At 71.0% G+C, this 25,916-nt stretch carries 32 protein-coding genes; 18 read left to right on the top strand and 14 right to left on the bottom strand.

What is annotated here, in order from left to right:
- Positions 1 to 11 precede the first annotated feature (11 nt).
- The 6 genes from trpE to OCEPR_RS10180 all read right to left on the bottom strand — a co-directional run bounded on the left by trpE (position 12) and on the right by OCEPR_RS10180 (position 4,719).
- Positions 12 to 1,415, bottom strand: coding sequence for an anthranilate synthase component I (gene trpE, locus OCEPR_RS10205; protein ID WP_013458642.1), 1,404 nt, complete (start codon positions 1,413 to 1,415; stop codon positions 12 to 14).
- Between the two features lie 164 nt (positions 1,416 to 1,579).
- A complete protein-coding gene (locus OCEPR_RS10200; RefSeq protein ID WP_013458641.1) occupies positions 1,580 to 2,104 on the bottom strand; it encodes a hypothetical protein in 525 nt (174 codons plus the stop codon).
- A 19-nt stretch (positions 2,105 to 2,123) separates the two neighbouring features.
- Positions 2,124 to 2,993 (bottom strand): CPBP family intramembrane glutamic endopeptidase, encoded by an 870-nt coding sequence (locus tag OCEPR_RS10195; RefSeq protein ID WP_013458640.1) that lies wholly within the window; start codon positions 2,991 to 2,993, stop codon positions 2,124 to 2,126.
- Between the two features lies 1 nt (position 2,994).
- Positions 2,995 to 3,516: a PH domain-containing protein gene (locus tag OCEPR_RS10190; RefSeq protein ID WP_013458639.1), complete on the bottom strand. Its 522-nt coding sequence runs from the start codon at positions 3,514 to 3,516 to the stop codon at positions 2,995 to 2,997.
- A complete protein-coding gene (locus OCEPR_RS10185) occupies positions 3,503 to 3,685 on the bottom strand; it encodes a type II toxin-antitoxin system antitoxin (protein WP_013458638.1) in 183 nt (60 codons plus the stop codon). The genes OCEPR_RS10190 and OCEPR_RS10185 overlap by 14 nt, the downstream gene beginning before the upstream one ends.
- 149 nt (positions 3,686 to 3,834) lie before the next feature.
- A complete protein-coding gene (locus tag OCEPR_RS10180) occupies positions 3,835 to 4,719 on the bottom strand; it encodes an SPFH domain-containing protein (RefSeq protein ID WP_013458637.1) in 885 nt (294 codons plus the stop codon).
- Between the two features lie 85 nt (positions 4,720 to 4,804).
- On the opposite strand from OCEPR_RS10180, the gene OCEPR_RS10175 reads away from it, so the two are divergent.
- Positions 4,805 to 5,347, top strand: coding sequence for a GNAT family N-acetyltransferase (locus OCEPR_RS10175; RefSeq protein ID WP_013458636.1), 543 nt, complete (start codon positions 4,805 to 4,807; stop codon positions 5,345 to 5,347).
- Here the strand turns inward: OCEPR_RS10175 and truB are convergent.
- Together truB and OCEPR_RS10165 are read right to left on the bottom strand one after the other, a co-directional pair.
- The gene (gene truB, locus OCEPR_RS10170) at positions 5,344 to 6,279 is read right to left on the bottom strand and encodes a tRNA pseudouridine(55) synthase TruB (RefSeq protein WP_013458635.1); all 936 of its coding nucleotides are present in this window, start codon (positions 6,277 to 6,279) and stop codon (positions 5,344 to 5,346) included. The two genes, OCEPR_RS10175 and truB, sit on opposite strands and share 4 nt — an antisense overlap.
- A 15-nt stretch (positions 6,280 to 6,294) precedes the next feature.
- Complete coding sequence (locus OCEPR_RS10165) at positions 6,295 to 7,293, bottom strand: Lcl C-terminal domain-containing protein (protein WP_013458634.1); 999 nt, start codon at positions 7,291 to 7,293, stop codon at positions 6,295 to 6,297.
- Between the two features lie 60 nt (positions 7,294 to 7,353).
- Here OCEPR_RS10165 and OCEPR_RS10160 point away from each other — a divergent pair, with 60 nt between their 5' ends.
- From OCEPR_RS10160 to OCEPR_RS10145, 4 genes are all read left to right on the top strand, one after another.
- Positions 7,354 to 8,103, top strand: coding sequence for a pseudouridine synthase (locus OCEPR_RS10160; protein WP_049773544.1), 750 nt, complete (start codon positions 7,354 to 7,356; stop codon positions 8,101 to 8,103).
- A gap of 79 nt (positions 8,104 to 8,182) precedes the next feature.
- Positions 8,183 to 8,407, top strand: a complete 225-nt coding sequence (locus OCEPR_RS10155; protein WP_013458632.1) for a FeoA family protein — start codon at positions 8,183 to 8,185, stop codon at positions 8,405 to 8,407.
- 2 nt (positions 8,408 to 8,409) lie between these two features.
- The gene (feoB, locus tag OCEPR_RS10150) at positions 8,410 to 10,530 is read left to right on the top strand and encodes a ferrous iron transport protein B (protein ID WP_013458631.1); all 2,121 of its coding nucleotides are present in this window, start codon (positions 8,410 to 8,412) and stop codon (positions 10,528 to 10,530) included.
- A 1-nt stretch (position 10,531) separates the two neighbouring features.
- Positions 10,532 to 10,813, top strand: coding sequence for a helix-turn-helix domain-containing protein (locus tag OCEPR_RS10145; RefSeq protein ID WP_013458630.1), 282 nt, complete (start codon positions 10,532 to 10,534; stop codon positions 10,811 to 10,813).
- Here the strand turns inward: OCEPR_RS10145 and mqnB are convergent.
- Both mqnB and OCEPR_RS10135 read right to left on the bottom strand, forming a co-directional pair.
- On the bottom strand, positions 10,796 to 11,452 hold the full coding sequence (mqnB, locus tag OCEPR_RS10140) for a futalosine hydrolase (RefSeq protein ID WP_013458629.1): 657 nt from the start codon (positions 11,450 to 11,452) through the stop codon (positions 10,796 to 10,798). The genes OCEPR_RS10145 and mqnB overlap by 18 nt on opposite strands.
- 2 nt (positions 11,453 to 11,454) lie before the next feature.
- Entirely contained in the window at positions 11,455 to 11,661 is a 207-nt protein-coding gene (locus OCEPR_RS10135; RefSeq protein WP_013458628.1) for a hypothetical protein, read from the bottom strand.
- A 107-nt stretch (positions 11,662 to 11,768) separates the two neighbouring features.
- Here OCEPR_RS10135 and infC point away from each other — a divergent pair, with 107 nt between their 5' ends.
- The 7 genes from infC (at position 11,769) to OCEPR_RS10100 (ending at position 17,227) form a co-directional block, all read left to right on the top strand.
- Complete coding sequence (gene infC / locus OCEPR_RS10130; RefSeq protein ID WP_013458627.1) at positions 11,769 to 12,386, top strand: translation initiation factor IF-3; 618 nt, start codon at positions 11,769 to 11,771, stop codon at positions 12,384 to 12,386.
- Positions 12,387 to 12,674: 288 nt separating this feature from the next.
- Positions 12,675 to 12,872, top strand: coding sequence for a 50S ribosomal protein L35 (gene rpmI / locus OCEPR_RS10125; protein ID WP_013458626.1), 198 nt, complete (start codon positions 12,675 to 12,677; stop codon positions 12,870 to 12,872).
- 10 nt (positions 12,873 to 12,882) lie between these two features.
- Positions 12,883 to 13,233, top strand: a complete 351-nt coding sequence (gene rplT, locus OCEPR_RS10120) for a 50S ribosomal protein L20 (RefSeq protein WP_013458625.1) — start codon at positions 12,883 to 12,885, stop codon at positions 13,231 to 13,233.
- Between the two features lie 42 nt (positions 13,234 to 13,275).
- The gene (locus OCEPR_RS10115) at positions 13,276 to 13,770 is read left to right on the top strand and encodes a COG2426 family protein (RefSeq protein ID WP_049773606.1); all 495 of its coding nucleotides are present in this window, start codon (positions 13,276 to 13,278) and stop codon (positions 13,768 to 13,770) included.
- Positions 13,771 to 13,808: 38 nt separating this feature from the next.
- Positions 13,809 to 15,488 carry a glycerol-3-phosphate acyltransferase gene (locus OCEPR_RS10110; protein WP_013458623.1) on the top strand — a complete coding sequence of 560 codons (1,680 nt, stop codon included), beginning with the start codon at positions 13,809 to 13,811 and terminating at the stop codon, positions 15,486 to 15,488.
- A gap of 52 nt (positions 15,489 to 15,540) precedes the next feature.
- Entirely contained in the window at positions 15,541 to 16,383 is an 843-nt protein-coding gene (gene epsC / locus OCEPR_RS10105; RefSeq protein WP_013458622.1) for a serine O-acetyltransferase EpsC, read from the top strand.
- A 52-nt stretch (positions 16,384 to 16,435) separates the two neighbouring features.
- On the top strand, positions 16,436 to 17,227 hold the full coding sequence (locus OCEPR_RS10100) for an SDR family NAD(P)-dependent oxidoreductase (RefSeq protein ID WP_013458621.1): 792 nt from the start codon (positions 16,436 to 16,438) through the stop codon (positions 17,225 to 17,227).
- A 394-nt stretch (positions 17,228 to 17,621) separates the two neighbouring features.
- Here OCEPR_RS10100 and OCEPR_RS13050 read toward each other — a convergent pair whose 3' ends face one another.
- From OCEPR_RS13050 to OCEPR_RS10090, 3 genes are read right to left on the bottom strand one after another with little or no spacing between them, the layout of a single operon-like run.
- Positions 17,622 to 17,795 carry a hypothetical protein gene (locus tag OCEPR_RS13050; protein WP_187288492.1) on the bottom strand — a complete coding sequence of 58 codons (174 nt, stop codon included), beginning with the start codon at positions 17,793 to 17,795 and terminating at the stop codon, positions 17,622 to 17,624.
- A gap of 12 nt (positions 17,796 to 17,807) precedes the next feature.
- Positions 17,808 to 18,779, bottom strand: a complete 972-nt coding sequence (locus OCEPR_RS10095) for an Ig-like domain-containing domain (protein ID WP_013458620.1) — start codon at positions 18,777 to 18,779, stop codon at positions 17,808 to 17,810.
- 11 nt (positions 18,780 to 18,790) lie between these two features.
- Complete coding sequence (locus OCEPR_RS10090; RefSeq protein WP_013458619.1) at positions 18,791 to 19,762, bottom strand: Ig-like domain-containing domain; 972 nt, start codon at positions 19,760 to 19,762, stop codon at positions 18,791 to 18,793.
- A 66-nt stretch (positions 19,763 to 19,828) separates the two neighbouring features.
- Between OCEPR_RS10090 and OCEPR_RS10085 the strand changes: the two genes are divergently transcribed.
- The gene (locus tag OCEPR_RS10085; protein ID WP_013458618.1) at positions 19,829 to 20,638 is read left to right on the top strand and encodes a polyphosphate kinase 2 family protein; all 810 of its coding nucleotides are present in this window, start codon (positions 19,829 to 19,831) and stop codon (positions 20,636 to 20,638) included.
- Between the two features lie 37 nt (positions 20,639 to 20,675).
- Entirely contained in the window at positions 20,676 to 21,452 is a 777-nt protein-coding gene (locus OCEPR_RS10080; RefSeq protein WP_013458617.1) for an enoyl-CoA hydratase/isomerase family protein, read from the top strand.
- On the opposite strand, the gene OCEPR_RS10075 is transcribed toward OCEPR_RS10080, so the two are convergent.
- Positions 21,449 to 21,928: an Lrp/AsnC family transcriptional regulator gene (locus OCEPR_RS10075; protein ID WP_013458616.1), complete on the bottom strand. Its 480-nt coding sequence runs from the start codon at positions 21,926 to 21,928 to the stop codon at positions 21,449 to 21,451. The two genes, OCEPR_RS10080 and OCEPR_RS10075, sit on opposite strands and share 4 nt — an antisense overlap.
- 107 nt (positions 21,929 to 22,035) lie before the next feature.
- On the opposite strand from OCEPR_RS10075, the gene ald reads away from it, so the two are divergent.
- From ald to OCEPR_RS10055, 4 genes are all read left to right on the top strand, one after another.
- On the top strand, positions 22,036 to 23,145 hold the full coding sequence (gene ald, locus OCEPR_RS10070; protein WP_013458615.1) for an alanine dehydrogenase: 1,110 nt from the start codon (positions 22,036 to 22,038) through the stop codon (positions 23,143 to 23,145).
- A 62-nt stretch (positions 23,146 to 23,207) separates the two neighbouring features.
- Positions 23,208 to 23,912 (top strand): DUF3108 domain-containing protein, encoded by a 705-nt coding sequence (locus OCEPR_RS10065; protein WP_013458614.1) that lies wholly within the window; start codon positions 23,208 to 23,210, stop codon positions 23,910 to 23,912.
- Positions 23,913 to 23,934: 22 nt separating this feature from the next.
- Positions 23,935 to 24,276, top strand: a complete 342-nt coding sequence (locus tag OCEPR_RS10060) for an Asp23/Gls24 family envelope stress response protein (RefSeq protein ID WP_013458613.1) — start codon at positions 23,935 to 23,937, stop codon at positions 24,274 to 24,276.
- Complete coding sequence (locus OCEPR_RS10055; protein WP_013458612.1) at positions 24,269 to 25,876, top strand: DAK2 domain-containing protein; 1,608 nt, start codon at positions 24,269 to 24,271, stop codon at positions 25,874 to 25,876. Before OCEPR_RS10060 ends, OCEPR_RS10055 begins: the two co-directional genes overlap by 8 nt.
- Positions 25,877 to 25,916 lie beyond the last annotated feature (40 nt).

Genomic DNA, 25,916 nt, shown 5'->3' with positions numbered 1-25,916 from the left:
TCCTGCGCGGGCTACAACCCCTGCTCCGCCAGCTCCACCGCCCGCATGAGCGCCTTCGCCTTGTTCACGCACTCCTGGTACTCGCGCTCGGGGTCGCTGTCGGCCACCACGCCGGCGCCGGCCTGGACGTGTACCTGGCCGCCCGCGATCACGAAGGTGCGCAGCGTCAGCGCCACGTCCATGGCGCCGTCGTAGGCGATGTAGCCGAAGGCGCCGCCGTAGGGGCCGCGGCGGGTGGGCTCGAGCTCGTCGATGATCTCCATCGCCCGGATCTTGGGCGCGCCGCTGACCGTGCCCATGGGGATCACGCTGGCCAGCGCGTCGAGCGGCGTCTTGTCCTCCTTCAGCTCCCCGGTCACGGTGCTGACGATGTGCATGACGTGCGAGTAGTGCTCCACCACCATCAGCTCGTCCACCTTGACGCTGCCGTGCTTGGCCACCCGGCCGATGTCGTTGCGGCTCAGGTCCACCAGCATCACGTGTTCGGCGCGCTCCTTCTCGTCGGCCAGCAGCTCCTCGGCGAGCGCGCGGTCCTCCTCGGGCGTCTTGCCGCGCGGCCGGGTGCCGGCGATGGGCCGCGTGGTCACGGTGCGGCCGCTGGCGCGCAGCAGGCTCTCGGGGCTGGCAGAGACCAGCGTCACCTCGCCCAGGTCCAGGTAACCCATGTAGGGGCTGGGGTTGACGCTCCGGAGCGCCCGGTAGAGGGCGAAGGGGTGCACGCCCAGCTCGGCCGAGAAGCGCACCGAGGGCACCACCTGGAAGATGTCGCCGGCGCGGATGTACGCCTTGCTCTTTTCCACGATGCGGGCGTAGTCTTCCGGGCTCAGGTTGGCGCTGAACGCGGTCCGGCGCCCGCCGCGCCCGCCCGGCACGCCCGGCAGCGGCCCCCGCAGCCGGCGCTCGGCGGCGTCCAGCAGCTCCCGGGCGCGGGCGGTGGCCGAGGGGCCGTCGCCCAGCGCCGGGGCCACCAGGTGCAGCACCTGCTTGAAGTGGTCGAAGACGACGACGAGCTCGGGCTCGACGAAGAGCAGGTCGGGCGCGCCGATCTCGTCGGGGTTCTCGTCGGGCAGTTCTTCGTAGTGGCGCACCAGGTCGTAGGCCACGTAACCCACCGCGCCGCCCCAGAACGGCGGCAGCTCGTGGCCGTTTTCCACCTCGCGGTGGACCGCTCCGTACAGGGTGGCCAGCGGGTCTGCGGCCTCCACCTCGGTGCCGTCGATGGTGAAGACGCCGCCGGCCAGCCGGAAGGTCCTGCGCGCCCCCACGCCGATGATCGAGTAGCGGCTCCAGCGCTTGCCCGCCTCCACCGATTCGAGCAAGAAGCTCACCGGCGCTTTTTCGGCGAGCTTGAGGTAGGCGGTCACCGGCGTTTCCAGGTCGGCGAGCAGGGTCTTGACCACGGGTTTCGTCTTCATCGTCGTTTCCCCTTCCTAAAAAGAAAAACTCCCGGCGTGCCGCACCCCGGGAATCAAGCAAACGCCGTCCGCCCCGGGGTTAACCGGGCCACCACCAGAAGCGAACGGCGAAGCGCTTCATTGCGCTCACTATAACCGCGCCCACGGCCGCCGGGCAAGCGGGCTCAGCGGGAAGCGTAGACGACGAAGGCGTAGCGGAAGCCGGGGCGGCCGCCGGAGACGTCCGTCGTGCACGGCGGGCAGAAATCGGGCACGAAGGCCCCGCTCCAGAAGAAGCGCTGCTTGGGGTTGGGGGAGGGGCGGTCCGCGTAGACGTAGATGCGGTAGGGCCGGCCGGGATGGACCCGCAGCGGGGCGTCGAAGGGGAGGTAGACCCAGCCGCTCGCGCGTACGGCGCGCACGAACCGGACCAGAACCGCGTCTTCCGCATCGCGGATCTCCACGATCAGCTTCCCCGGGTCCCCGACGACGCCCACGTGCAGGGCCAGAGCGCGCAGGCTGTCGTGGACCGGGTAGAACACCTGCCAGCGCGGCACGCTTTGGTCGAAGCGGAAGCCGTAGCCCACCTGGGTTTGCGCGACGTCCACGGGCCAGGGGACGTCCGCGGGTTGCCCCCGGACCGCAAGCGCGAGCACCGCGCCCAGGCACACCAGAAGCAGCGTCCAAGAACGCGCCGCACCCGCTTTCACCGCGACCTCCACCTTCAGCTTAGGACGGCCGGGATTCGTCTTCAAGGGGCCGCTCGGGCGGGCGCAGCCGCCGCAGGTACAGGTTCGAAAGCGCCAGCACCACGAACCCGCCCAGGCCGGTGAGGCCCACCAGGAGGTCGTTCGTGCGGGCCAGCGGATCGGCGCTGCCTGCGAAGACGAGGAGGGGCAGCCCGGCCACGGCGTTGAGGGTGCCGTGGAATAGGGCCGGCACCGCGACCGCCCCGCCCTTTTCACGCAGGTAGAGCATCCAGGGGGTAAGCAATACCGTGAAGACCACCATGAAGAAGACCCCCAGGAAGCGGTGCTCGGGGTAGTTGTAGCCCAGGAAGTAGACGAGCGGGGCGTGCCACGCGCCCCAGACGACGCCGATGTAGAGCGACGCGGGCCAGAAGCCGAGCTCGCGCGTGCGCTCCCAGAGGTAGCCGCGCCACATCAGCTCCTCGCCCAGCGCAAAGAGCAGGTTGATCGTCGCGCCCGCCAGCAGCCCCTGGACGATCAGCGCCGTCCACAGGGCCCACTCGGGCAGGCCCGCCCCTTCGGCCCCGGTGCGCGCGGCGATGGCCTCGCGGACCTGGGCGAGGCCCACGTAGGTGTCGAGGGGGAGGCTGGCGACGATGCTGGCGAGGGCAAACAGCACCGGCAGCAGAAGGGCGAGCAACCACCAGCGGTTCGGTCGGCTCCAGATCTGCAGGCGCAGCCCCTCCCGCCGCGCCAGCACCAGGGCGACGATGCCCGGAATCCACATGTAGACCAGGCTGAACCCCAGGAACCAGGGGCTCGAGAGCGTGCCCACCTCCACGTAGTAGACCGCGAACAAAAGCCAGCTGAGGACGATGGTCAGGGTTACGGCTCGGTCGGCTTGGTTCACCTTAGGCCTCCTCGGCGCCTTCGCGGGTTGCGCGCTGCAGCCGCGTCCGCATCAGACCGGCCCGCTTGGGGGCGAGCAGCACCTGCTCGCCGGTGTGGAGCACGAGCAGGAGCCCCTCGCCCGCGGCGCGTCCGGTGTAGGCGGTGACGCGGCCCAGGTTGCTCTGGAACCGCCCCACGTAGTACCCCGGCAACGCGGCGCTGCCGCTGCGGCGGCCCAGCGCGAAGGTGACTTCGTGGACCTCGCGCAGGTTTTCGAGCTGAATGCGGCGGCGGCCCAGAAAGTGCTGGATTTCCAGGGCCTCGTCCGACAGCGCGTACCGCAGCCGCGCCGGCATCCACCACAAGAGCCCCACGAAGACGGCCACGATCAGAAAGACCCAAAGCGCCACCAGCGCCCGTGCCAGCGGCAGCCCCGCAGCCGTGCCGTAGGCGTAGTAGGCCAGGGCGGCCCCCATGAGAAGCAGGCCGGCGGCGCGCAACGGGCGTCCGGCGGTGTCGAGGTCGGGGTCAAACGTCTCCACCTTGCGTCTCCTTGCGTTCCTCCTCCCGCGGAAGGCGGCCCGCCTCCTTCAGCGCCTTGGTGAGCAGGTACTCGATCTGGGCGTTGACGCTGCGCAGGTCGTCGGCCGCCCACTTGGCGAGGGCATCGTACACCTTGGGATCGAGGCGGAGGAGGAAGCGTTTTTTCATAGTTGGGATGTGGGATGTGGGTGGGGTGTAGGAAGCGGCATCCTCATCGCAGCTTCTTAGCTCGTTGCTTCCGGGGTAATGCGCAAGTGGTTACGTAAGAAATCTGCACGGGCTTCCTACCTCCTACCTCCCACACCCTTACCTCCTGCTTAACCGTAAAGGGTTCCGGTATTAATCACCGGACTCGCCGACTGGTCGCCGGTCAGCACCACCATCAGGTTGTTGACCATGGCGGCCTTCTTTTCTTCGTCGAGCGCGACCACGTTTTGGCGCTCCAGGTGCTCGAGCGCCTGCTGCACCATCCCCACCGCCGCGTCCACGATGAGGCGGCGCGCCGAGATGATGGCCTGCGCTTGCTGGCGCCGCAGCATCGCCTGGGCGATCTCCGGCGCGTAGGCGAGGTGGCTGATGCGGGCTTCGAGCACCTTCACCCCGGCCACCTTGAGCCGTTCCTGCACCTCGTCGGTGAGGGCCTGGGCCACCGCGTCGGGGCTGCCGCGCAACGAGAGCTCGTGCTCCTCGGCGTCGTAAGGGTAGCGGCTCGCCAGCGCCCGGATGGCCGTCTCGACCTGCACCCGGACGAACTCCTCGTAGTCGTCCACGTCGAAGACGGCCTTGGCCGTGTCCACCACCTGCCAGACCACCACGGTGCCGATCTCGATGGGGTTGCCGTGCTTGTCGTTGACCTTGAGCACGTCGGAGTTAAAGTTGCGCACCCGCAGGCTGACGGCCACCTTGCCGGTGAAGGGGTTGGCCCACCAGAAGCCGTCGTCGCGCACGCTCCCGGTGTACTTGCCGAAGAAGATGAGCACCTTGGCCCGGTTGGGCTGGACGGTGAAGAATCCGGGTACGAGGAGGAAGAAGGCGATCAGGGCGAGCGTGCTCCACGCGAGGGCGCCCCAGTTCGTGCGCAGGGTGATCTCGGCGAAGAAGCGCCAGCCCTCCCAGCCGCTGAAGACGAGCAGCGCGAGGACCACCAGCAGCATGGCGAATCCATTGATCTTGAACGCCGGTTTCTCGGCAATCTGTTTCATCCGCACCTCCTGGTATCAGGATGATATCATAATGATGTTATTCCCGTCCAGCGGTCCCGCCCTCGGACCCCGCGTACAATGAGCCATGCTGCGCGAAGACCTGGGGGCGGGGCTCGAGCTGGCTCTGGCCGTGCCCCAGCACGCCGAAGCCCTTTTCGAACTGATCGACGCGGGCCGCGAACACCTGCGCCGCTGGCTGCCCTTCGTGGACACCACGCGGGACGTCGACCACACCCGCGCCTTCCTGAAGGACCAGCTGCGCGAGCTGGCCGAGGGGCGGGCGCTTACCCTGGTCCTCTTCCACCACGGGCGGGCGGTGGGGGTGTTGGGGCTGAACCGCGTGGACGCGGTGAACCGGGTGGCGTCGGTCGGCTACTGGCTCGCCGAGGACGCCACCGGACAGGGGCTGATGACGCGGGCGGTGCGGCGCCTCGTCGAGCTCGCCTTCGCGCACTTCCCCGTGGACCGGATCGAGATCCACTGCGCGGTGGACAACCGGGCGAGCTGCGCCATTCCCGAACGGCTGGGCTTCACCCGCGAAGCGGTGCTGCGCCGGGCGCTGCGCGCCCACGAGTTCGTAGACGACCGTGTGGTCTGGGGGCTCTTGCGCGAGGAGTGGGAGGGTTAGTCCTCGGGCCGGAAGACGCGCCGCACCTTGAGCTTGAAACCGTCGCCCTCGGCCACGGCCACGAGCCGGCCCTGGCGGTCGGTAAGGGCAACCAGGCCGCGGGCGGGGATGGGCAAGGGTACGCCCTGGAGCACCCGCCGCACCTCGGTGTGGTCGAGTTCGACGGCGGGGAAGGGGAGCACCTCGGCCGCAGCCAGCGGGCGCGCCTGGGCGAGCGTCTCGGCGGGTACGGTCTGCTCGAGCCCCACCCGCCCCACGCGCGTGCGCACCAGGCCGCTGAGGAAGGCGCCGGTACCCAGCGCCGCGCCCAGGTCGCGGGCGAAGGCGCGCACGTAGGTGCCCGAGCCCACGACCAGCCGCACCACCGCGGTGGGGAGGGGCGCGAGTTCCGGCGGCAGCTCCACCGCCTGTCCCCGGGGGTCGGGCCGCCAGCCCTCGGCGCCCGGGGCGATGCGCAGCGGTTCGGGGCGCTCCTGCAGGGCCAGCAGCTCCACCTGGTGGTAGCGCACCGGCCGGGGCTCGAGCGCCAGCGCCTCGCCCCTGCGGGCCGCCTCGTAGGCCTTGACCCCGCCCACCTTGACCGCCGAGTAGGCGGGCGGTACCTGCTCTTCGAGCTCCAGGAACCTCGCCAGCGCCCGCCTCAGGGCCGCCTCGTCGGGCCGCCAGGGGGCGGCTGGCTCGAGCGGCCCCTCGGCGTCGAGGGTGGGGGTGCTGCCGCCGAAGCTGATCCAGGCGAGGTACTCCTTGTCCTCGCCCGACAGGAAGGGCACGAGCTTGGTGTGCGAGCCGGTGGCCAGCACCAGCACGCCGGTGGCCAGGGGGTCGAGGGTGCCGGTGTGGCCCACCTTCTTGGTGGCCAGCACCCGGCGCGCCGTCTCCACGACGTCGTGCGAGGTGGCGCCCAGGGGTTTGTAGACGGCGTAGACGGCCACAGCACACGGATTGTATCACCGCAGGCGGCGGACGCAGCGGTAGCCGTGGCGCGGGTTGCCCCAGTCCGCCGGCTGGTGGGCGATGCGGCCGCCGTAGCGCAGGCCGCCGGTGTAGGGCACGTACCAGGCCTCGCCCGCGGGCGCGGTGTCGGCCGTCCAGTAGTAGACCGCGGGGGCGGCCGGGTCCCAAAGCGGCCCCTCCTTGTTCGGCACCCGGTCGCAGTCGGCGCGGGACGCCCCCTCGCGGTAGCGGCAGCCCGCCAGCTCGCCGCCGCGCACCAGCGAGGCCGCCAGCTCGGCGCGCGTGGGCAGCCGCCAGACGCCCACGCGTTCGCGCGTAAGCCGCGTACCCGCAGGGTCCAGGAAGGCGCACAACCCCTCGCGCTCCGGGTCGTAGGGGCCCGGTTTCTCGGCGAGGCCCACCGGTTCCCGCCCGTAGGCGGCCAGCTCCGCCCACGAAGGGTAGCGCGCGCCGAGGCGCAGGTTCCACCCCGGCCCCGCGGAGGCCCACTCGAGCCCCCCCGCCGCGGTGGCCACCCGCCACGCTTCCGGTCGGGCGGGCGCGCGCCCGGAAACGTAGGGGAGGTAGTAGACGGCGACGGCCAGCACGACGGCCGGCGGCGCGGCCAGCGCCCAGAAGCGGCGGGCGCTCCGCGGCCCGGGTGCGCGGCCCTCGAGCCACCACAGCCCCCCCACCAGCGCCAGGGCCAGGCTGACCGGAGCGGTGCCGAGGGCGCGCTGCAGGTCGAAAAGGCCGCGTGCGGCCATCGACCCCCACCACCAGGCGGTGAAGCCCAGCCCCACGACCACGAGCGAGATCCCGCCCCAGCGGGGGTGCGCGAGCGCCAGCGCCCCCAGGAGCCACAGCGCCGCCGCCGGCACGAAGTAGGCCCAGCCGGGGTTCTCGGGCACCCCGTAGCCTTCGAAGAAGTACTCCCCCGCGCCCCAGTAGGCCCAGAGCGCGGCGGCCAGGAGCCACAGCGCGGTCGCGATCCAGCCGGCCCGGGTTTTCATGCCGTACCCCCCTCAGTATGCGCCTGTTCAAAACGGGAAATCTAGGGCAAAATGGTAAGGATGGACGGGATCCGCCTGCAAAAGTACCTGGTGCTCGCCGGGGCCGCACCCAGCCGCCGCAAGGCCGAGGACCTGATCCGTGCGGGCCGCGTCTCCGTCAACGGCGCCGTGGTGGGGCTGGGGGCCAGGGTCTACCCGGGGGACGAGGTGCGCGTCGGCGGCCGCCGGGCCGAGCTGCCCGAACGCCGGGTCGTGCTCGCCCTGCACAAGCCCAAGGGTTACGAAACCACCCGCCAAAGCCGCTCGGGGGCGCCCACGGTCTACGAACTGCTGCCCGACCTGCCCGGGCTGCACCCGGTGGGCCGCCTCGACCGCGACTCGGAGGGGCTTCTGCTTTTCACCAACGACGGCGCGCTCACCCAGCGCCTCACCCACCCGCGCTACGGGGTCAAGAAGGTCTACCGCGTCTGGAGCCGGAAGGGCACGCCCCCGCCCGACCTGCTGCGCAAGCTGGAGCGGGGGCTCGTCCTCAAGTCGGGCGTGCGCGTGCAGGCGCTCAAGGCCCGCCCCAAGGACGGCGGCGCCGTCATCACCCTGACCGAGGGCAAGAAGCGCGAGGTGCGCTACATGATGGCCGCGATCGGCTACCCCGTCGAGCGGCTGGTGCGGGTGAAGATGGGCCCGATCCGGCTGGGCGGGCAGAAGCCGGGAACCTGGCGCGAGCTCAGTGCTTCCGAGTTGAAGGCCCTAGACCGGGCGGCCTTCGGCCCGGAGGAGGACGAGGCGAAGCCGCGTTCCGCAAAGCGATAACGATTCGCATTCTCAAAGCCAAGAAATCCGACCGGCATTGACGGGATTCAACCCCCGGGACTAGAATGCCGGTGGAACGATGCGACGCCTATCCGACCTGCCCGAAGACACCCCCGCGCGCATCCGCGCGCTGCGCACGCCGCCGCTGCTCCGGCGGCGCTTGCTGGCGCTTGGGGTGCGGCCGGGGGCGGAAGTCCGCGTGGTGCGCCGGGCCCCCCTGGGCGACCCCATGGAGATCGCCGTGGGCGATACCCTGATCGCCATCCGCCACGCCGAGGCGGCGGGTGTGGAGCTGGAGGAGTAGGCGTGGGTTGCCCCGAGTGCCACGGAACGGTGGCCACGGCCCCGCGGACGGATGGGACCCGGGTCGTCACCGTGGGCAACCCCAACACCGGCAAGACGACGCTGATCAACGCCCTCGCGGGGTCCAACCTCAAGGTGGGCAACTGGCCGGGGACCACCGTGGACCGCCTGGAGGCGCGGCTGCGGTTGCCCGGGGGCACGGTCCGGCTCGTCGACCTGCCCGGAGCGTACAGCCTGAACCCCACCACCCCGGAGGAGGCGCTGGCCGCCCGCGAGCTGCTGGCCCATCCGCCCGACGTGGTGGTCAACGTCGTGGACGCCGGCAACCTCGAGCGCAACCTGCACCTCACCCTCGAGCTGGCCGAGCTGGGTCTGCCCATGGTGGTGGCCCTGAACCTCATGGACGAGGCCGAGGCCAAGGGGTACACCCTGGACCCGGCGGCGCTGGAGCGGGCGCTGGGGGTTCCGGTGGTGCCGCTCGTCGCCAGCCGCGGGCGCGGTACGGACGAGCTGCTCGCGGCGCTGGAGCGGGCCCGCGTCCCCGGGTTGCGCCTGCGGTACCCGGGGGAGCTGGACCGCGCGGCGGTGCGGCTCGCCGACCGGATCGACCACCCCGGACGGCGCTGGATCGCCCTTGCCCTGCTGGCGGGCGAGGAGGTGCCGCTCGAGCTGGACGGCGAGCTGCTCGAGCTGGCGCGGCGGCTGCGCGCCGAGCTCGAGCGCGTCGGCATCGACCCCTACCTCGAGATCGAGAACGCCCGCTACGTGCGGGCGCACGAACTGGCGCAGACCGCGCTCTTGGGGTCGGAACCGCGCCTGACGCTCACCGACCGCGTCGACCGCTGGGTGCTGCACCCGCTCTTGGGCGGGCCCATCTTCCTGCTGGGCATGCTGCTGGCGTTCCGCTTCACCTTCCTCTTTTCGACGCCCTGGGTGGACTTCATCGGCGCGGTGCAGGAGGTGCTGGCCGGCTGGATCGCCGCCCTGCCACTGCCCCCCCTCGTCGCCTCGTTCTTCGCCGACGGCCTCGTCGGCGGGGTGGGGACGGTGATCAGCTTTGCCCCGGTCCTCTTCTTCCTCTACGTGGCCCTCGCCTTCCTGGAGACGAGCGGCTTCCTCGCGCGCGCGGCCTTCATCGCCGACAAGATGATGCTGCTCGCGGGGCTTCCGGGCCGGGCCTTCATCCCCCTGATCCTCGGCTTCGGCTGCAACGTGCCCGCCGTCTACAGCACCCGCATCCTCACCGGGCGTTTCGACCGCCTGCGCGTCGGGCTCGCGATCCCCTTCATGAGCTGCAGCGCCCGGCTCGTCGTCTTCACCCTCTTCGCCGCGGTCTTCTTTCCCCGGCAGGCGGCCTGGGTGGTCTTCGGCCTCTACCTGCTGGGGATGGCCGTGGGTCTGCTCACCGCCTGGGGGCTGGGCCGGGCCGCGGGGCAGCCGGCGAGCAGCGGCCTCATGGAGCTGCCGCCGTACCGCCTGCCCACGATGCAGGTGGTGCTGAAGCAGGCCTGGGCCCGCACCCGCAGCTTCCTGGAGGGCGCGGGCGGCCCGATCCTGCTGGCGGTGCTCTTCGTCTGGCTGCTGCTCAACCTGCCGCCCGGCGACCTCGAGGGCAGCCTCTACGCGCGCGTCGCCGGTTGGCTGGCCCCGCTCTTCGCGCCGCTGGGGATCGGCGACTGGCGGCTCCTGGGGGCGCTCATCCCCGGCTTCGTGGCCAAGGAGGTGGTCGTGGGCACCCTCGCGGTCAGCTACCTGGGGGCCGAGCCCACCGCGGCGCTGGGCTTCGTGCAGGGCCTGGGGCAGATCCTGGCCACCTTCTGGGCCTCGCTCCTGACCACGCTGGGGGCGGTGCCCGCGCTCTTCGGCCTGCCGCAGCTGGCTCCTCCGCCGCCGGAGGCGCCCACCGCGCTGCAGGCGGCGCTGCGCGCCTCGGTGGCCCCGGCGGCGGCGCTCGCCTACATGGTCTACGTGCTGCTCTACACGCCCTGCGTGGCCACGGTGACCGCGCTCAAGAACGAGTTCGGGCGCTTCTGGGCCGCGGTCGCGGTGGTCTACGAGCTGATCCTCGCCTGGGTGCTGGCCTGGGGGGTCTACCGCCTGGCCCTGCTGTGGCTGGGGGGCTAGGGTGCTGCGCCGGGTCCTGAGCGAACTGGAGCGCCCGCAAACGCTGGCGCAGGTGGCCGCGCGGGTCGGCGTCGAGCCGGGCGCGCTCTGGGGGATGCTCGAGACTTTGCAGCAAGGCGGTTACGTGGGGCTGGCCTACTCCGAGAGCCCGGCCTGCAACGTCGCCTGCGGCGGGTGCGCCCTGAGGAACCTCTGCCCCGCGGCGGACAGCGAGACCCCGCCGCCCACGCCGGTCTGGCGCCTGACGCCCAAGGGCCGCCGCGCCCTAGAGCAGGGGCTCTAGGGACCGCGCCAGCGCCTCGAGGGCCCGGGGCACGTCCCAGCGGGTCTTGTCGCGCACGCCGGCCAGGTTCGAGACCGCCCGCACCTCGGCCCAGGGCACGCCGAACCAGAGGGCCGTCTGGGCCACCGCGGCCCCCTCCATGTTCTCCACCGCCGCGCCCCAGCGGCGTTCCAGCTCGGCCGCCTCTTCGTGGGTCTCGCTCACCGCGTCGCGGGTGAGGAAAGGGCGCGGGGTCAGGCCCAGGAGCGCGTGCAGCTGCGAGGTCCAGAGGGGGTCGGCGGGCAGGTGGTTGTAGTAACGGCGCGCCTCCAGTTCCAGGGCCGGCATGCCCAGCGACTCGAGCCCCCCGACGGTGCCCAGGTCGGCCTGGATCTCCTGGGCGGCCAGGACCACGTCCCCTGCGCGCAGGCCCGCGCCCGGGTAGGCGCCGGCGATGCCCACGAGCAGCACCTGGCGCACCTCCGGGTGGGCCTCGAGGAAGGCCCCCAGCGTCATCGCCGCGTTGGCCTTGCCCAGCCCCAGCTCCAGCGCCTGCCAGTCCCGCCCCACGAGCCGCTCGCGCCCGCGCCAGCTCGCCTGCTCCAGCGCGCGTTCGCGCAGAAAACCGGCCTCGCCGCGGGTGGGGTAGACGATCAGCATGGTCAGGTGTCCTGGTCGCGGTAGAGCTCGAGGTTCTCGAGCATGTAGAGCGCGTCTTCCAGGGGCCATTCGCGTCCGGTGCCGTCGCGCAGCACCCCGTCGGGCCAGGCGTAGAGGCTGCACTTGGAGTTGCCGTCGAGCCGTACCGCCTTCCCCGTGCGCCGTGCTTCGTCCAGGGCGCGTTCGATGCGGTCCTTGCGTTCTTTCACCCGCTCAGGCTACCAAACCTTGAATTGCGGTGCAGCGGCCGGGGCTGGTACACTCAGTTCGGCTGACCCGAACGACGGTTGGACCATTCACCTGGAGGTGAGCAAGGATTAGAAGAAGAGGAAGGGTACCCCCACCGACCAAGACCCAGCACCGCATCAACGAACAAATTCGCGTACGGCAGGTCCGCGTCATCGACGAATCCGGCGAACAGCTCGGCATCATGGAGACCCGGCAGGCCCTCGACCTGGCGAAGCAGAAGGACCTGGACCTCGTCCTGGTCGGCCCCACGGCCAGCCCGCCGGTGGCCAAGCTGCTCGATTACGGCAAGTGGCGCTACGAGCAGCAGCAGGCCGAGAAAGAGGCCCGCAAGAAGGCCAAGCGCCAGGAGATGAAGTCGATCAAGTTCCGGGTCAAGATCGACGAACACGACTATCAAACCAAGCTTGGCCACGTGCGCCGCTTCCTCGAGGCCGGGCACAAGGTCAAGGTGACGATCATGTTCCGCGGCCGCGAGATGGCCCACCCCGAACTGGGCAAGAAGATCCTCGACCGCGTGGCCGAGGACCTTTCCGAGATCGCCGTGGTGGAGATGAAGCCGCTGATGGCCGGACGCGACATGAACATGGTGCTCGCCCCCATCCCGCCCGAAAAGCGCGGCAAGGCCCGCCCCGAGCGCGAGGAGGCGGCCCCCCCGGCGCCCGAGCAGGAAGCGGCGCAGGAGTAACCCGAACCCTCACCCTTTCCGCGGCCCCCGGGCCGCGTTCGTTTTTTCCGCCCGCAGAGAATTCCGCTCCTCGTCGGGTTATGGGGTCGCGCGGGGAGACCTGCCGCTAACGACCTATTGGTGCAAAGGACGAAAATCGACACGTAACGTGTCGGATTTCAACACGCAGCGTGTCAATTTGCAGGTCCTGCAAGGTGACGGGGGCGGGGCCGGTGTGCTAGACTGGCGTTTGCTGCGTCCGGGCTCAGCAAGACCCTACGGGGCGCCCGGCCGGCGGAGGTAAGAGGAATGCCGAAGATGAAGACCCACAAGGGCGCCAAGGGGCGGCTGAAAGTGACCGCCCGTGGCAAGGTGATGGCATCCAAGCCCGGCAAGCGCCACCTCAACTGGCACAAGTCGGGCAAGAGGATCCGCAGCAAGGGCAAGAAGTTCGTGCTTGCCGAGGGCGAGGCGCGTCGCATCCGCGAGCTCCTGCCCTACGACTAGGAGGCGCGTCATGCCGAGAGCGAAAACGGGCGTCGTCCGCCGCCGCAAGCACAAGAAGATCCTCAAGCAGGCCAAGGGTTACTGGGGCAGCCGCTCCAAGAACATCAAGCGCGCCAAGGAGACCCTCCTCAACGCGGCCGAGCACAGCTACGCCGACCGCCGCAAGAAGAAGCGGGTCTTCCGCCGCCTCTGGATCGCCCGCATCAACGCCGCGGCGCGCCAGAACGGCCTCAGCTACTCCAAACTGATGCACGGCCTCAAGGCCGCGGGCATCGAGATCGACCGCAAGATGCTGGCCGACATCGCCGTGCGCGACCCCGAAGGGTTCGCGGCGCTGGTGGAGCAGGCCAAGAACGCCTGACCGCGCATGCGGCCCTACGGCGCGGCCGCGGCCGCGCCGTTTATGCTGGAGATCGTGACGCTTTCCGAGGTTTCCGCCTGGCTCTGGGTCGCCTTCGTGAGCATGCTCCCGGTGGTGGAGCTGCGCGGGGCGATTCCCCTGGGGCTGGGGCTGGGGCTTTCGCCGCTGGCGGCGCTGGCCGCGGCGCTTCTGGGCAACCTGCTCGTGGTGCCGCTGCTGCTTTGGCTGGTTCCGGGGGCGGTGGCCTGGCTCGAGCGCTTCCCCGCCTTCAAGCGCTGGTGGGACCGGCTCGAGGCGCGCGTGCGCCTGAAGAGCGAGGACACCGTGCAGCGGTTCGGAGCGCTCGGCCTGCTGCTCTTCGTGGCCGTGCCGCTGCCCGGCAGCGGCGCCTGGACGGGCGCGCTGATTGCCGTGGTGCTGGGGCTCAAGAAGCGGTTCGCCGGCCCCGCGATCGCGCTGGGGGTGCTGCTCGCGGGCGTGCTGGTCACGCTGGCGGCCACGGGCGTGCTCAAGGGGCTCGAATGGATGGCCCGCTAGCGGCCTGAAGTAAACTGGACCCGCTAGGGAGGCTCGACTTGACCTGGACCTTACTTCCCCTCGCGCTGCTCGCCTACCTGATCGGCGCCGTGCCGGTCGGCTACTGGGCGGTGCGCCGGCTCTCGGGCAAGAGCCCGCGCCTGGCCTCGGTCTACAACCTGGGCTTCGAGAGCGCCGCGCGCGTGCTGGGCGCGGGGCCGGTGCTGCTGGCCTTCGGCCTCGACGTCTTCAAGGGGTTCCTCGCGGTCTACCTGGCCCGGGGGCTGGGGCTTGAGGCCGCGCTCCTCTTCGCCGTGGCCGCCTACCTGGGCCACCTCTATCCGCCGCCCTTCCTCGCGCCCGAGCGCCCCTTCCGCCCGCGCGGCGGGGCGCTGCTCGTCGGCTTGCTCGCCGGCCTCTCGGTGACCGGCTACCCCTACCTGCAGGCCTTCCTGCCGCTCGTCTTCGCCCTCATCGTCTACGCCCTCACCGGCTACGCCTCGCTGGCCGTGGTCACGGTCGCCTTTTCGCTCGCCCTCGTCCTCATGTTCCTGCCCGTCGGTCCGCTCGCGCAGGGGCTCGCCTGGGTGCTGGCCGCCCTGGTCGTCTGGCGTTACAAGGAGAACCTGGGCCGCATCCTCGAGGGCACCGAGCCCAAGCTGGGCGAGCCCGCGCCGCTCCCTGGCGAGGACCAGGTCGTCTGCGCCTTCATGATCCACCCGCTCACCCTCGAGGACTTCTGGCAGAGCCCCCGCTTCGCCTGGCTGCGCCCGCTGGTGCGCGCCGGTCTGGTCCGGCAGGCCTGGGTCGAGCGCATCGCCGAGTTTTTCCGCCCGATGAAGGTGGGCGAGATCCGCGGGGTGCGCACCAAGGACGGGCGCGAGGTCCGCTGTTACCTCATCTCGGCCCCGCTCCTGCCGCACCAGATCACCGGCAAGCCCGAGCTGGCCACCCGCCGCGCCGTCCAGGGCGCGCGGCTGGCCGCCGAGCTGGGGGCGACGGTCTTCGGCCTCGGGGCCTTCTGGAGCGTGGTGGGCGAGAAGGGGTTGAAGGTGCAGGAGGCCGTGCCCGAGATCCAGGTAACCAACGGCGGGGCCTACACCGCCGGCACCGTCAAGGCGGCGATCCCGCAGATCCTCGAACGCTTCGAGCGCGAAGGCAAACCCCTCTCCGAGGTGACCGCCGCGGTGGTGGGCGCGAACGGGGTGGTGGCCTTCGGCATCGCCCGCCAGATCGCGCCGCTGGTGGGGCGGCTGATCCTGGTGGGGCGCAACCTCGAGCGCCTCGAGAAGAGCGCCGAGACGCTGCGCCGGCTGGTGGCCCGCAAGGGGGCGCAGACCGAGATCGTGACGACGACCGAGATCCCCGCCATCAAGGAGGCCGACCTGGTCTTCACCGCCACCTCCGACCCGGGCGCGGTTATCTTCCCCGACTTCGTCAAGCCCGGCGCCTGGATCTACGACGAGGGCGTGCCCCCCGACGTGGACCCGGCGGTGAAGGACGTGCCGGGCGTGCGCGTCATCCCCGGAGGGGTCGTGCGCCTGCCCGGAGAGGCCGAGGTGAACCTCGACCTGCGCTTCGGCGGGCCCGACCTGGTGCCGGCCTGCCTGGCCGAGACGATGATCCTCGCGGCCGAGGAGGCCTGGGAGCGAAAGAGCCTGGGCGGGCAGACCAAGAGCGAGAACATCCAGTTCTTCGTGGACCGCGCCGCCGAGCTGGGGTTCGAGGTGGTGGACTGAGCCGTGCGGAGTGGGTGCATGGAGCCCGCGGATTGGCGCTAAGCTGGACGCTATGAACGTTTCTTTGGAGGAGCTGGCCGCCCGATTGACGGAGGGCACGCAGGAGCTCCGGCTCGAGCGCCTGCCGCGCCCCGGTGTGATCCACGAAGCCGTGGAGCGGCTGCGGAGCCTGCTCTTTCCCGCGGGCGACGTGGAGTCGAACGCGCTGGCGGTGCTGCGCGAGGTGCGGGCCGAGATGGTGGTCCAGGTGGGCCGGGCGCTCGACTTCGCCCGGGTGCGGGCGCTGCCGCAGACCTCGCAACCCGAACCGCAGCACGACAGCCCCGAGGCCCTCGTGGACGCCTGGCTCGAGCGCCTTCCCGAGGTGCGGCGCATGCTCGAGCTGGACGCGCAGGCCGCCTACGAGGGCGACCCCGCGGCGACGAGCCCCGAGGAGGTGGCCTGCTGCTACCCGGGTTTCCTGGCGATCGCCTACCACCGCCTCGCTCACGAGCTCTACCGCCTGGGGGTGCCGCTGGTGCCCCGGGCCATCAGCGAGCGCGCCCACAGCCTCACCGGGATCGACATCCACCCGGGCGCCCGGATCGGCGAGCGGTTCTTCATCGACCACGGCACCGGCATCGTGGTGGGGGAGACGGCCGTGCTGGGGCGCGGCGTGAGCCTGTACCAGGGGGTGACCCTGGGGGCCAAGAAGTTCGAGCTCGACGAGCACGGCAACCCCGTCAAGGGCGTGCCCCGCCACCCCATCCTGGAGGACGGCGTCATCGTCTACGCCGGGGCGACGATCCTGGGGCGGGTGACGATCGGCCGCGGCTCGGTCATCGGCGGCAACGTCTGGCTTACCGAGAGCGTGCCGCCGGGCAGCAAGATCACCCACAGCAGCGAGAAGATCTAGCCTCCCCGCGGTCCGGCTTCGGAGTGCGCCCGGAGGGTACAATCGGGGGTACATGAGCGGAAAAAGGTTCCAACGGGTTTGGATCACCGGGGGCTCGAGCGGCATCGGGCGGGCCCTGGCGCGGCACTACGCCCGCCAGGGGGCGTACGTGCTGGTCTCGGGGCGCAGCGCGGAGCGCCTGGAGGAGGTGGCGCGCGAAACCGGCGGCGCGGCCTACCCGCTCGACGTCACCGACGCCGAGGCGGTGGCGCGGACGGTGGCCGCCGTCTGGGAGGACGCCGGCCCCCTGGACCTGGCCGTCCTGAACGCGGGGGCGGCGTTCAAGCGCGCCGGGCGCGACGACACCGCGGAAAACCTCAGGAAACACCTCGACGTCAACCTGCTGGGCGTGGCCTACGCCCTCGACGCCCTCAGGCCGCGCATGCGCGCCGCCGGTGGGGGCACGATCGCGCTGGTGGGTTCGCTGGCCGGCTACGTGGGCCTGCCGCGCACCAGCGGCTACGGCACCAGCAAGGCGGCGCTCGGCTACTACGCCGAGGCGCTGTGGGCCGAGCTGCAGCGTGAGAACATCGACTTGAAGCTCGTGAGCCCCGGCTTCGTGAAGACGCCGATCGTCGCCGCCAACGAGTTCCCCATGCCCTTCATGCTCGAGGCGGACGAGGCGGCGCGCATCATTGCCCGCGGGCTGGCGGGCCGCGCCTTCGAGGTGGCCTTCCCGCGCCGGCTGGCCTGGCCGCTGCGCCTCCTGCGGGCGCTGCCGGCGAGCTGGCGGGTGCGCCTGATCGCCGCGGCCGAACGCGCGGCCGCCCCGAAGGGCGGCCGCAATGGGGAGCGGAAAGCCTAGGGGCCCTAGCCGGCGAGCTCCAGCGCGGGCAGCAGGTCCGCGCCCACCGCGTCCTCGGCCCGCGGCCAGGCAAAGCCGAGGCAGCCGCGGACGCCGTGGTCGCCGGTGTTGTCGCCCCGGCCAGGTTGCCGGCGTCGGCCGCCGTCTGGCCGGGAACGGCGAAGCCGTCGAACGCCGCTTCGCTATACGACGTCGCCGTCAGCGTTCGCATCGTGCTGAAGGTGACCCGCAGCGGTTCGTCCAGGTGGCGGCCGTTCCGTCGGCCGGTTCCGTGCCCATCTCGAAGCCGTAGAAGGCGTAGTCGTCGGTGGGGCTGCAGGCCAGGGGCTTGCCGGGCTGGATGACGATCCTCCGGCCGCCGTCTTCGTGGACCCGTAGGCCTCCAGGAAGCGGTTCAGGCCCACCGGGGCGCCGAACCCGATCGTGATCGCGTCGGCCTGCGAAAGCCGTGGCAGCCGTCGGGCGGGAAGACGCGGGTGACCCGGAGCGGCCCCGGGGCCGGCGCGCCGCAGCCCGCCAGCCAGGCGGCGAAGAGCGCCAGCCGCGGCGGGGCCTTCCGCATCGTCACGTTCCTCCGTTCTCAGGGCGCCAGGAACTCGACGTAGACGTAGGGGGCGTTGCCGTTCGTGTCCTCGCTGGTGACGAGGGTTAGATAATCGTGCTGACCGTCGCCGTCGCTGCAGACGGGGAAACGGTAACGAACCTGGAAGTGCGCCCGGCCCGCCTCGAGGTCTCGACGCAGCCAGTCCTGCAGCACGGGTACGGCGTACCAGCCGCTCGTCCAGGCCGTGGCCACCTGGCGGGTCTCGGGGTCGCCGTTCGCGTCGGTGAGCGGCGGCAGGTCGGCGTCGGCGTCCTCCAGGGTTTCGCCGTAGTCCACGTGGTCGAGCTCGAGCGCCCCGCCCAGGTCGGCATAAGGGGTGCCGGCCGCTCCACTGGCGTAAACGACGAGGGCGGCGTCCTTCAGGGAGACGAGGTCCGCCGGGAGCGCGCCCGGGTCGAAGGAGAAGAAGGCGTAGGCGCACTTGCCGGTGTCGCGGTCGCCGACCCAGGCGTAGGTTGCGGTCGAGTTGCTCAGCTCGACGGTGCCCGAGGGCGCGAAGGTCATGCCGTCGATGGCCTCGGCGGGGAGCCGGGTCGTGAGCGTGCGCAGCGTCGTGAAACGGGCCTGGTGGGACCGCGGCAGGGGGTTGCCGGCGGGGTCCTTGGCGGTGTCCGCCAGCTTCCAGAGGAAGGTTTCGTCGTCGCTGTTGGGGCTGTAGGGCAGCGGCGGGTTGGGCTGGATGCGGACGCGGCGGCCGCCGTCCTCCCAGGCGTAGGTCACCGGCCACGCGGTCGCGCCGTCGCGCGTGAGCACGAAGGCGGCTTCGACGGAGGCGGTGTCCATGGGTTCGCTGAACTCGAGCACGATCTGCTCGCCCGCCTGGAAGCCGCGGTAGCCGTCGCCCGGGAAAGCCGAGAGCAGCTCGGGCGGCGTGGTGTCGGGGGGCGGGGTGCGTCCGCAGCCTGCGAAGGCCGCAATCAGAAGCAAGTAGGGCAGTAGCTTGCGCATCGTTTACCTCCTCAAGGTGCGTAGTAGCCGATCTCGAGCCGCGGCGGGCGGTCGCCGTGCTCGCCGGTGGTCGGGTTGACGCTGTCCTCGTTGCCGTCGTTGTCGCTCTCCTGCTCGAAGCGCAGCCGCACCTGCAGGTAGCGGTCGCCGGCGCTCATTGCGCTCCTGACCCAGTCGTCCACCGCCACCTCGACCGCCTCGCCCGTTGGCCAGGCGACCACCGGGTCCGCGCCGGCTGCGGCTTCGGCCGCATAGTCGCCGGCGTCGAGGCTACCGTCGTCCAGGTACTCGACCCGCTCGGGAATCAGGTTGCCCAGCGCGGCCGGGCCGAACGGCGCCCCGTAGACTGCGTTGTTGTACAGGCTCAGGTGAGCGAAGGCGACGTCGGAGGGGTCGAAGGTCAGCCCGTTCAGGTCGAAAGCGAAGAAGCTGCGCACGCCGATGTCGGCCGCGGTGTCCCCGGTGCGGGCCGTGGGGTAGAGGGAGGGGTCGTTGGGGTCGTTGTAGACGAAACCCCGTGCCGAAACCGCGCCGTCGAGGGCGGCCACGGAGTCGCGCACCACGGTCAGCGTCCGCAGGGTGCTGAAGGTCACGTCCAGCCCCGCCTCGAGCGCCACGCCTTGCTGGGAACGGGCGCCGGTCGAGAGCAGGTAGCGGTAGTTCAGGTACTGGTCGTCAGGACTGTAGGCCACGGGGTCGGTCGGGGTGGCCCGCAGGCGGCGGCCGCCGTCTTCCCAGGTGAAGGTCACCGCCACCGGGGCCCCGTGCGGGTCGAGCAGCTGGAAGGCCGCTTCGGTGGCCGCGGCGTCCATGGGTTCGCTGAAGGCGATCGCCACGGCCTCGCCGCGGCGGAAGCCGTGGTAGCCGTCGGGCGGGTAGAAGCTCAGCACCTGGGGCGGGGCCGCGCCCTGAGGTCCGCAGGCCACCAGGGCCAGGACCAGGGCCGCCGGGAGGATACGGACGAAGACCTTGCGCATGCTCATCACCGGTTCCTTGGTACCCTCCGGGGCGTCACAAGAGCGTCACAAGCCCAGGGCGTAGACTGGATCATGGACGTTTCCCGGTACCGCGTTCCTCCGGGCTCGGGCTTCGACCCCGAAGCCTGGCCCACCCGCGAGGACGACGACTTCGCGGGCGGCAAGAAGGAAGCCAAGAAGGAGCTGGCCCGCCTGGCGGTCCGGCTGGGCGAGCTGCAGGCGCGGCTCTACGCCGAGGGCCGGCAGGCGCTCTTGATCGTGCTCCAGGGGATGGACACCGCCGGCAAGGACGGCACCATCCGCCACGTCTTCCGGGCGGTGAACCCCCAGGGGGTGCGGGTGACCTCGTTCAAGAAACCCACGGCGCTGGAGCTGGCCCACGACTACCTCTGGCGGGTGCACCGGCATGCGCCCGCCCGCGGCGAGATCGGCATCTTCAACCGCAGCCACTACGAAGACGTGCTTGTGGTGCGGGTGCATGAACTGGTGCCGCCGGAGGTCTGGGGGCGGCGCTACGACCACATCAACGCCTTCGAGCGGCTGCTTGCCGACGAGGGCACCCGCATCGTCAAGTTCTTTTTGCACATCTCCAAAGACGAGCAGAAGCGCCGGCTCGAGGCCCGGCTGGAAAACCCCAGGAAGCACTGGAAGTTCAACCCCGCGGACCTCTCCGAGCGGGCCCGCTGGGGCGACTACGCCGCCGCCTACGCCGAGGCGCTCTCGCGCACCAGCAGCGACCGCGCCCCCTGGTACGCGGTGCCTGCCGACCGCAAGTGGCAGCGCAACCGCATCGTCGCCCAGGTGCTGGTCGACGCCCTGGAGGCCATGGACCCCCGCTTCCCGCGGGTGGACTTCGACCCCGCCTCCGTGCGCGTGGAGTAGGCGCGGGGTGCCCCGCGCGCTGGTTTAGGCTAGGGGCATGAGCGAAAACCTGGTTCTCCGCCACGACCACGGCCGCGTCCGGCTGCTCACCCTGAACGACCCCGAGCGTAGAAACCCGCTTTCCGACGCGCTGGCGGACGCACTGGAGGCCGAGCTCGCGGCCGCCGAGCGCGACCCCGAGGTGCGGGCCGTGGTGCTGACCGGCGCCGGCAAGGCCTTCTCCGCGGGGGCCGACCTGGCCTTCCTGAAACGCGTCCGCGCCGAGACCGCCGAGGCCAACCTGGCCCACTCCCAGCGGCTCGCCGACCTCTTCCTGCGCGTCTACACCTTTCCCAAGCCCACCCTCGCCGCCGTCAACGGCCCGGCGGTGGCGGGCGGGGCGGGGCTTGCGACCGCCTGTGACCTGGTGGTGATGGACGAGGCGGCGCGCATCGGCTACACCGAGGTGAAGATCGGCTTCGTGGCCGCGCTGGTGGGGGTGCTGCTGGTGCGGGCGGTGGGCGAGAAGCACGCCCGCGAGCTGCTGCTCGGCGGCGACCTGGTCGACGCCGCCACGGCCTACCGCATGGGCCTCGTCAACCGGGTGGCGGCTGCGGGCGAGAGCGTGGACGAGGCGCTCGCCTGGGCCGCGCGGCTGGCCGAGAACGCCCCCAGCTCGCTGGCGCTCACCAAGCAGCTGCTGGCCTCGTTCTACGGCATGGGCCTGGAGGACGCGCTGCGCTACGCCGCCGCCGCCGGCGCCTGGATCCGCCAGAGCGAGGACCTGCGCGAAGGCCTCGACGCCTTCTTCGAGAAGCGCAGGCCCCGCTTCTAGTCCTCGCGGCCGACCAGGGCCTCGAGGTCGAAGCGGGTCTTGATGATCGGGGAGGCCAGGGCCACCGAGGTGCGGGTGCTCCCGTAGACGCTCATCTCCTCGATGATGCGGCGCAGGTTGTCGATCGAGCGCGCGACCACCCGCACGATGAACGAGGCCCCGCCCGTCACGAAGTGGCACTCCTGCACCTCGGGGGTGCGGGCGGCGTAGCGGCCCACCTCGTCGTAATGGGCGGGGGTGGTCGTCAGCTCGATCAGCGCGATCACCGAAAAACCCAGCGCCGCCGGGTTCACCTGGGCGCGGTAGCCCTCGATGATCCCGGCCTCTTCCAGTTTGCGCACGCGTTCGGCCACGGCGGGGGCGCTGCGGCCCACGCGCCGGGCCAGCTCGCTGATCGAGATGCGGGCGTCGGCCTGGAGCTCGGTGAGGATGGCCAGATCGATCGGATCGATCCGACTTCGATTTCGTGAACCCATATGCCCATTATGCTTTATGAACCGAAAACCAAGGCCGGCTTCGGCCTTCGGTTTCCCCTTCCCTTTACGAATCCGCTTGGCGTAGCCTCGAATCAAGGAGGCCCGCTATGAAGATCGGAGTACCCAAGGAGATCAAGACGCTGGAGAACCGCGTGGCCATGACCCCTGGAGGCGTGGAGAGCCTGGTCAAGCGGGGGCACGAGGTCTGGGTCGAGCGCGGCGCGGGCGTGGGTTCGGGGCTGGCCGACGCCGAGTACGAGGCCGCCGGGGCCCGGCTCGTGAGCGCCGAGGAGGCCTGGAGCACCGAGATGGTGGTCAAGGTCAAGGAGCCGCTGCCCGAGGAGTACAAGTACCTGCGCTCCGACCTGATCCTCTTTACCTACCTGCACCTGGCGGCGAGCGAGGAGCTGACCCGGGCGATGCTCGAGTCGGGCGTGATCGGCATCGCCTACGAGACGGTGCAGACCGAGGACGGCGCGCTGCCGCTGCTCGTGCCGATGAGCGAGGTGGCCGGGCGCATGGCCACCCAGGAGGGCGCGAAGTACCTGGAGAAGTCGTTCGGCGGCCGCGGGGTGCTGCTCGGCGGGGTGCCGGGCGTGGCCCCGGCCGACGTGGTGATCCTGGGCGGCGGCACCGTGGGCATCAACGCCGCCAAGATTGCCGTGGGCATGGGGGCCCATGTGACGATCCTGGACGTCAACCACGCCCGCCTGCAGTACCTCGACGACGTCTTCGCGGGGCGCCTGACCACGCTGACCTCGACCGAGGCCAACATCAAGAAGGCGGTGCGCTACGCCGACGTGCTGATCGGCGCCGTGCTCATCCCCGGGGCCAAGGCGCCGCACCTGGTGACCCGCGAGATGCTGCCGACGATGAAGGAAGGCTCGGTGATCGTGGACGTGGCCGTGGACCAGGGCGGCTGCGTGGAGACGATCAAGCCCACGACCCACGCCGAGCCCACCTACGTCATCGACGGGGTGGTGCACTACGGCGTGGCCAACATGCCCGGCGCGGTGCCGCGCACCAGCACCTTCGCCCTCACCAACCAGACCCTGCCCTACGCCCTCAAGCTGGCCGAGAAGGGCGTGGCGGCGCTCGAGGAGGACCCCGCGCTCCTGAAGGGCCTGAACACCTACCACGGCCGGCTCACCTACGCCGCCGTGGCCGAGGCCTTCGGCCTCCCCTACACCCCGCCCGAGGACGCGCTGAACGGCTGACGCCTCCCCCTCCCCACCGCCCCGGCGCCGCGGCGCCGGGGCGGCCCCGTTAGAGTGGGGGTATGCGCCGTACCGTGGTGGGGCTGGCGCTCGCGCTGGCCGCCTTCGCCCTGGCGGGGTCCGACCTGCCCGAGCCTCCGCCCGTCCCCTGGCCCAACGGCGAGCGGCTCGTCTACGTGTTGCGCTGGAAGGGGCTGGTCGTGGGGCACCAGGCCATCGAGGCCGTCCGCACCGGGAGCGGCTGGCACTACGCCGGACGGGTCCGCGGCGGCGGGCTGGCGCAGCTGGTGGGCTTCGACCTGGTCTCGGACTCGTACACCCGGCGCGACCTCTTCACCCGCCGCTTTCAGCGGGACCTGACCGTGCCCGGCGAGGGGCGGCGCGTCCTCACCGCCGTGGTGGGGCAGGAAACCGCGGTGCGCTTCGTCTGGGTCACGGGCCAGGTGTACACCTTCCGCGAGCCACAGACCGACGTGCTGGACGATTTGTCGGTCCTGTATTATGTCAGGGTGCACCCCGAGCCGAAGCCACTTTGGTTGATCAACTACCCCCGTCTGGTTCGGGCCCCGCTCGAGCCCCTGGGGGTGCGGCGGCTTTCGTCGCCCGTCGGCCGGATCGAGGCCGAGGGCTACCGTTTCGAAGGCGAAGGGGCGCGCATCGAGGTGTGGTACGGGCGCAACGAAGCGCGCTGGCCGCTACGCATTTACTTCGGACAGCAGTGGGGCGGACTCTCCGCCGAGCTCGTCCGGGTGGAACGCATCCGTTGAAGCGAACGGGGAAGGAGATGCCATGAAGGGGAACATCACCGTAACCGAACAGGCCCTGGCGGCCATCGTGGGGCTGGCGGCCCACGAGGTCCCGGGCGTGGTGGGCATGAGCCCGGTGGGCATCCGTGACGGCCTCAGCCGCATCCTGGGCCGCAGCGAGGCCAGCCAGGGGGTCGTCATCAAGGCCGACCCCGCCAAGCCGGGCCACTACCAGGCCGACCTCTACGTCGTCGTGGCCTTCGGGGTCAAGGTGCCGACCGTGGTCGAGGGCATCGCCGAGCGCGCCGAATGGGCGGCCGAGAAGCTGGCCGGGGTGAAGCTCGAGCGCGTGCACGTCCACGTCGTGGGGGTCAGCCGTGGATAGCTGGACCCCCGAGCGGCTGGCCAGCGCCTTCCGCTTCGCCACCGACTGGTTCGCCGTCTACGTGGAGGAGGTCAACGCCCTCAACGTCTACCCCGTCCCCGACGGCGACACCGGCACCAACATGCACCTCACCCTGCAGTCGGTGCGGCGCGAGCTCGACCTCTGCGACAACACCAAGATGCGCGAGGTGGCGCGGGCGCTCGCCTACGGCAGCCTGCTGGGGGCGCGCGGCAACTCGGGCGTCATCCTCTCGCAGCTGCTGAAGGGCTTTTCCGAGACGATCAAGCGCAGCCCCGCGGTGACCCCCGAGCTGCTCGCCGAGGCCCTCGAGGCCGGGGCGCAGTCGGCTTACCGCGCGGTGATGAAGCCCGTCGAGGGCACCATCCTCACCGTGGCCCGGGGCGTGGCCGAGGGCGCGGCCGCGGCCGTGAAGGAGGGGGCCGACAGCCTGGAGGCGGTGCTCGCGGGGGCGCTGGAGCGCGGCCGCGAGCTGCTCGAGCAGACCCCGGAGATGCTGCCGGTGCTCAAGACCGCGGGCGTCGTCGACGCCGGCGGCAAGGGCTACCTCTACCTCGTCGAGGGGCTCGAGGGGTACGTGCTGGAAAAGCCCCTGCCCGAGCCCCCCAAGATCGAGAAGTACGCCCAGGAAGCCTTCGAGGAAGAAGAGTACGGCTACTGCACCGAGTTCCTAATGGAGGACGTCAAGGAGCCCATCGAGAAGATCCGCGAGCTCGTCGCGCCCTTCGGCGACTCGCTCCTCGTCGTGGGGGCCGAGGGGTTCGTCAAGGGGCACATCCACACCAACGAGCCCGACGCCCTGCTGGCCACCGTGGCGCGCTACGGCAGGATGAAGCGCACCAAGGTGGAGGACATGTCCGAGCAGCACTCGGAGATCCTCTCGGCGGTGGGCGCCGCCGACGAGGCTCCTCCGCCCACGGGGCTGGTGGCCGTCGCCAGCGGTTGGGGCGTGATCAAGGCCTTCCGCGGCCTGGGGGCGCGCATCGTCGCCGGGGGGCAGACGCAGAACCCCAGCGTGCAGGACATTCTCGACGCCATCAAGAGCCTGCCCAACCCCGAGGTGATCGTGCTGCCCAACAACAAGAACGTGATCCTCGCCGCCGAAAAGGCCGCCGAGCTGGCCGAGAAGGAGGGCAAGAAGGTGCACGTCGTGCCCACCCGCACCCTGGGCCAGGGGCTGGCCGCGGCGGTGCTCTACGCCCCCGAGTCGGACGCCGCGGGCCTGGTGGAGGAGATGAAGGAGGCGGCCGCGCACGCCGTGACCTTCGAGGTGACCCGCGCCAGCCGCGACGCGGTCGTCGAGGAGGTGGGCGAGGTCAGCGAGGGGCAGGTGATCGGGCTGCGCGACGGGAAGCTCGCGGTGGTGGCCGACGATCCCGACGAGGCGCTCTTGAACCTGCTCAAGCTGACGCTGGACGGCGCGGACGACTACGAGATCCTCACCCTCTTTCACAGCCCCGCGGTTCCCGAGGAGAAGGTTCGCGCGCTGGTGGAGAAGATCGAGTCCGCCTACGAGGACCTGGACGTTGAGGTGCACCCCGGCGGGCCGGACCTCTACGACTACCTGGCGGTGCTCGAGTGAGGCCGTCGCCGCGTTTAGGTTTTCTTAATCGTTTCCAAAG

Origin of the sequence: Oceanithermus profundus DSM 14977 (assembly GCF_000183745.1) — a bacterium.
In the GTDB taxonomy this organism is placed as follows: Bacteria; Deinococcota; Deinococci; order Deinococcales; family Marinithermaceae; genus Oceanithermus; species Oceanithermus profundus.
This window is presented reverse-complemented; position numbering and strand designations above follow the sequence as displayed.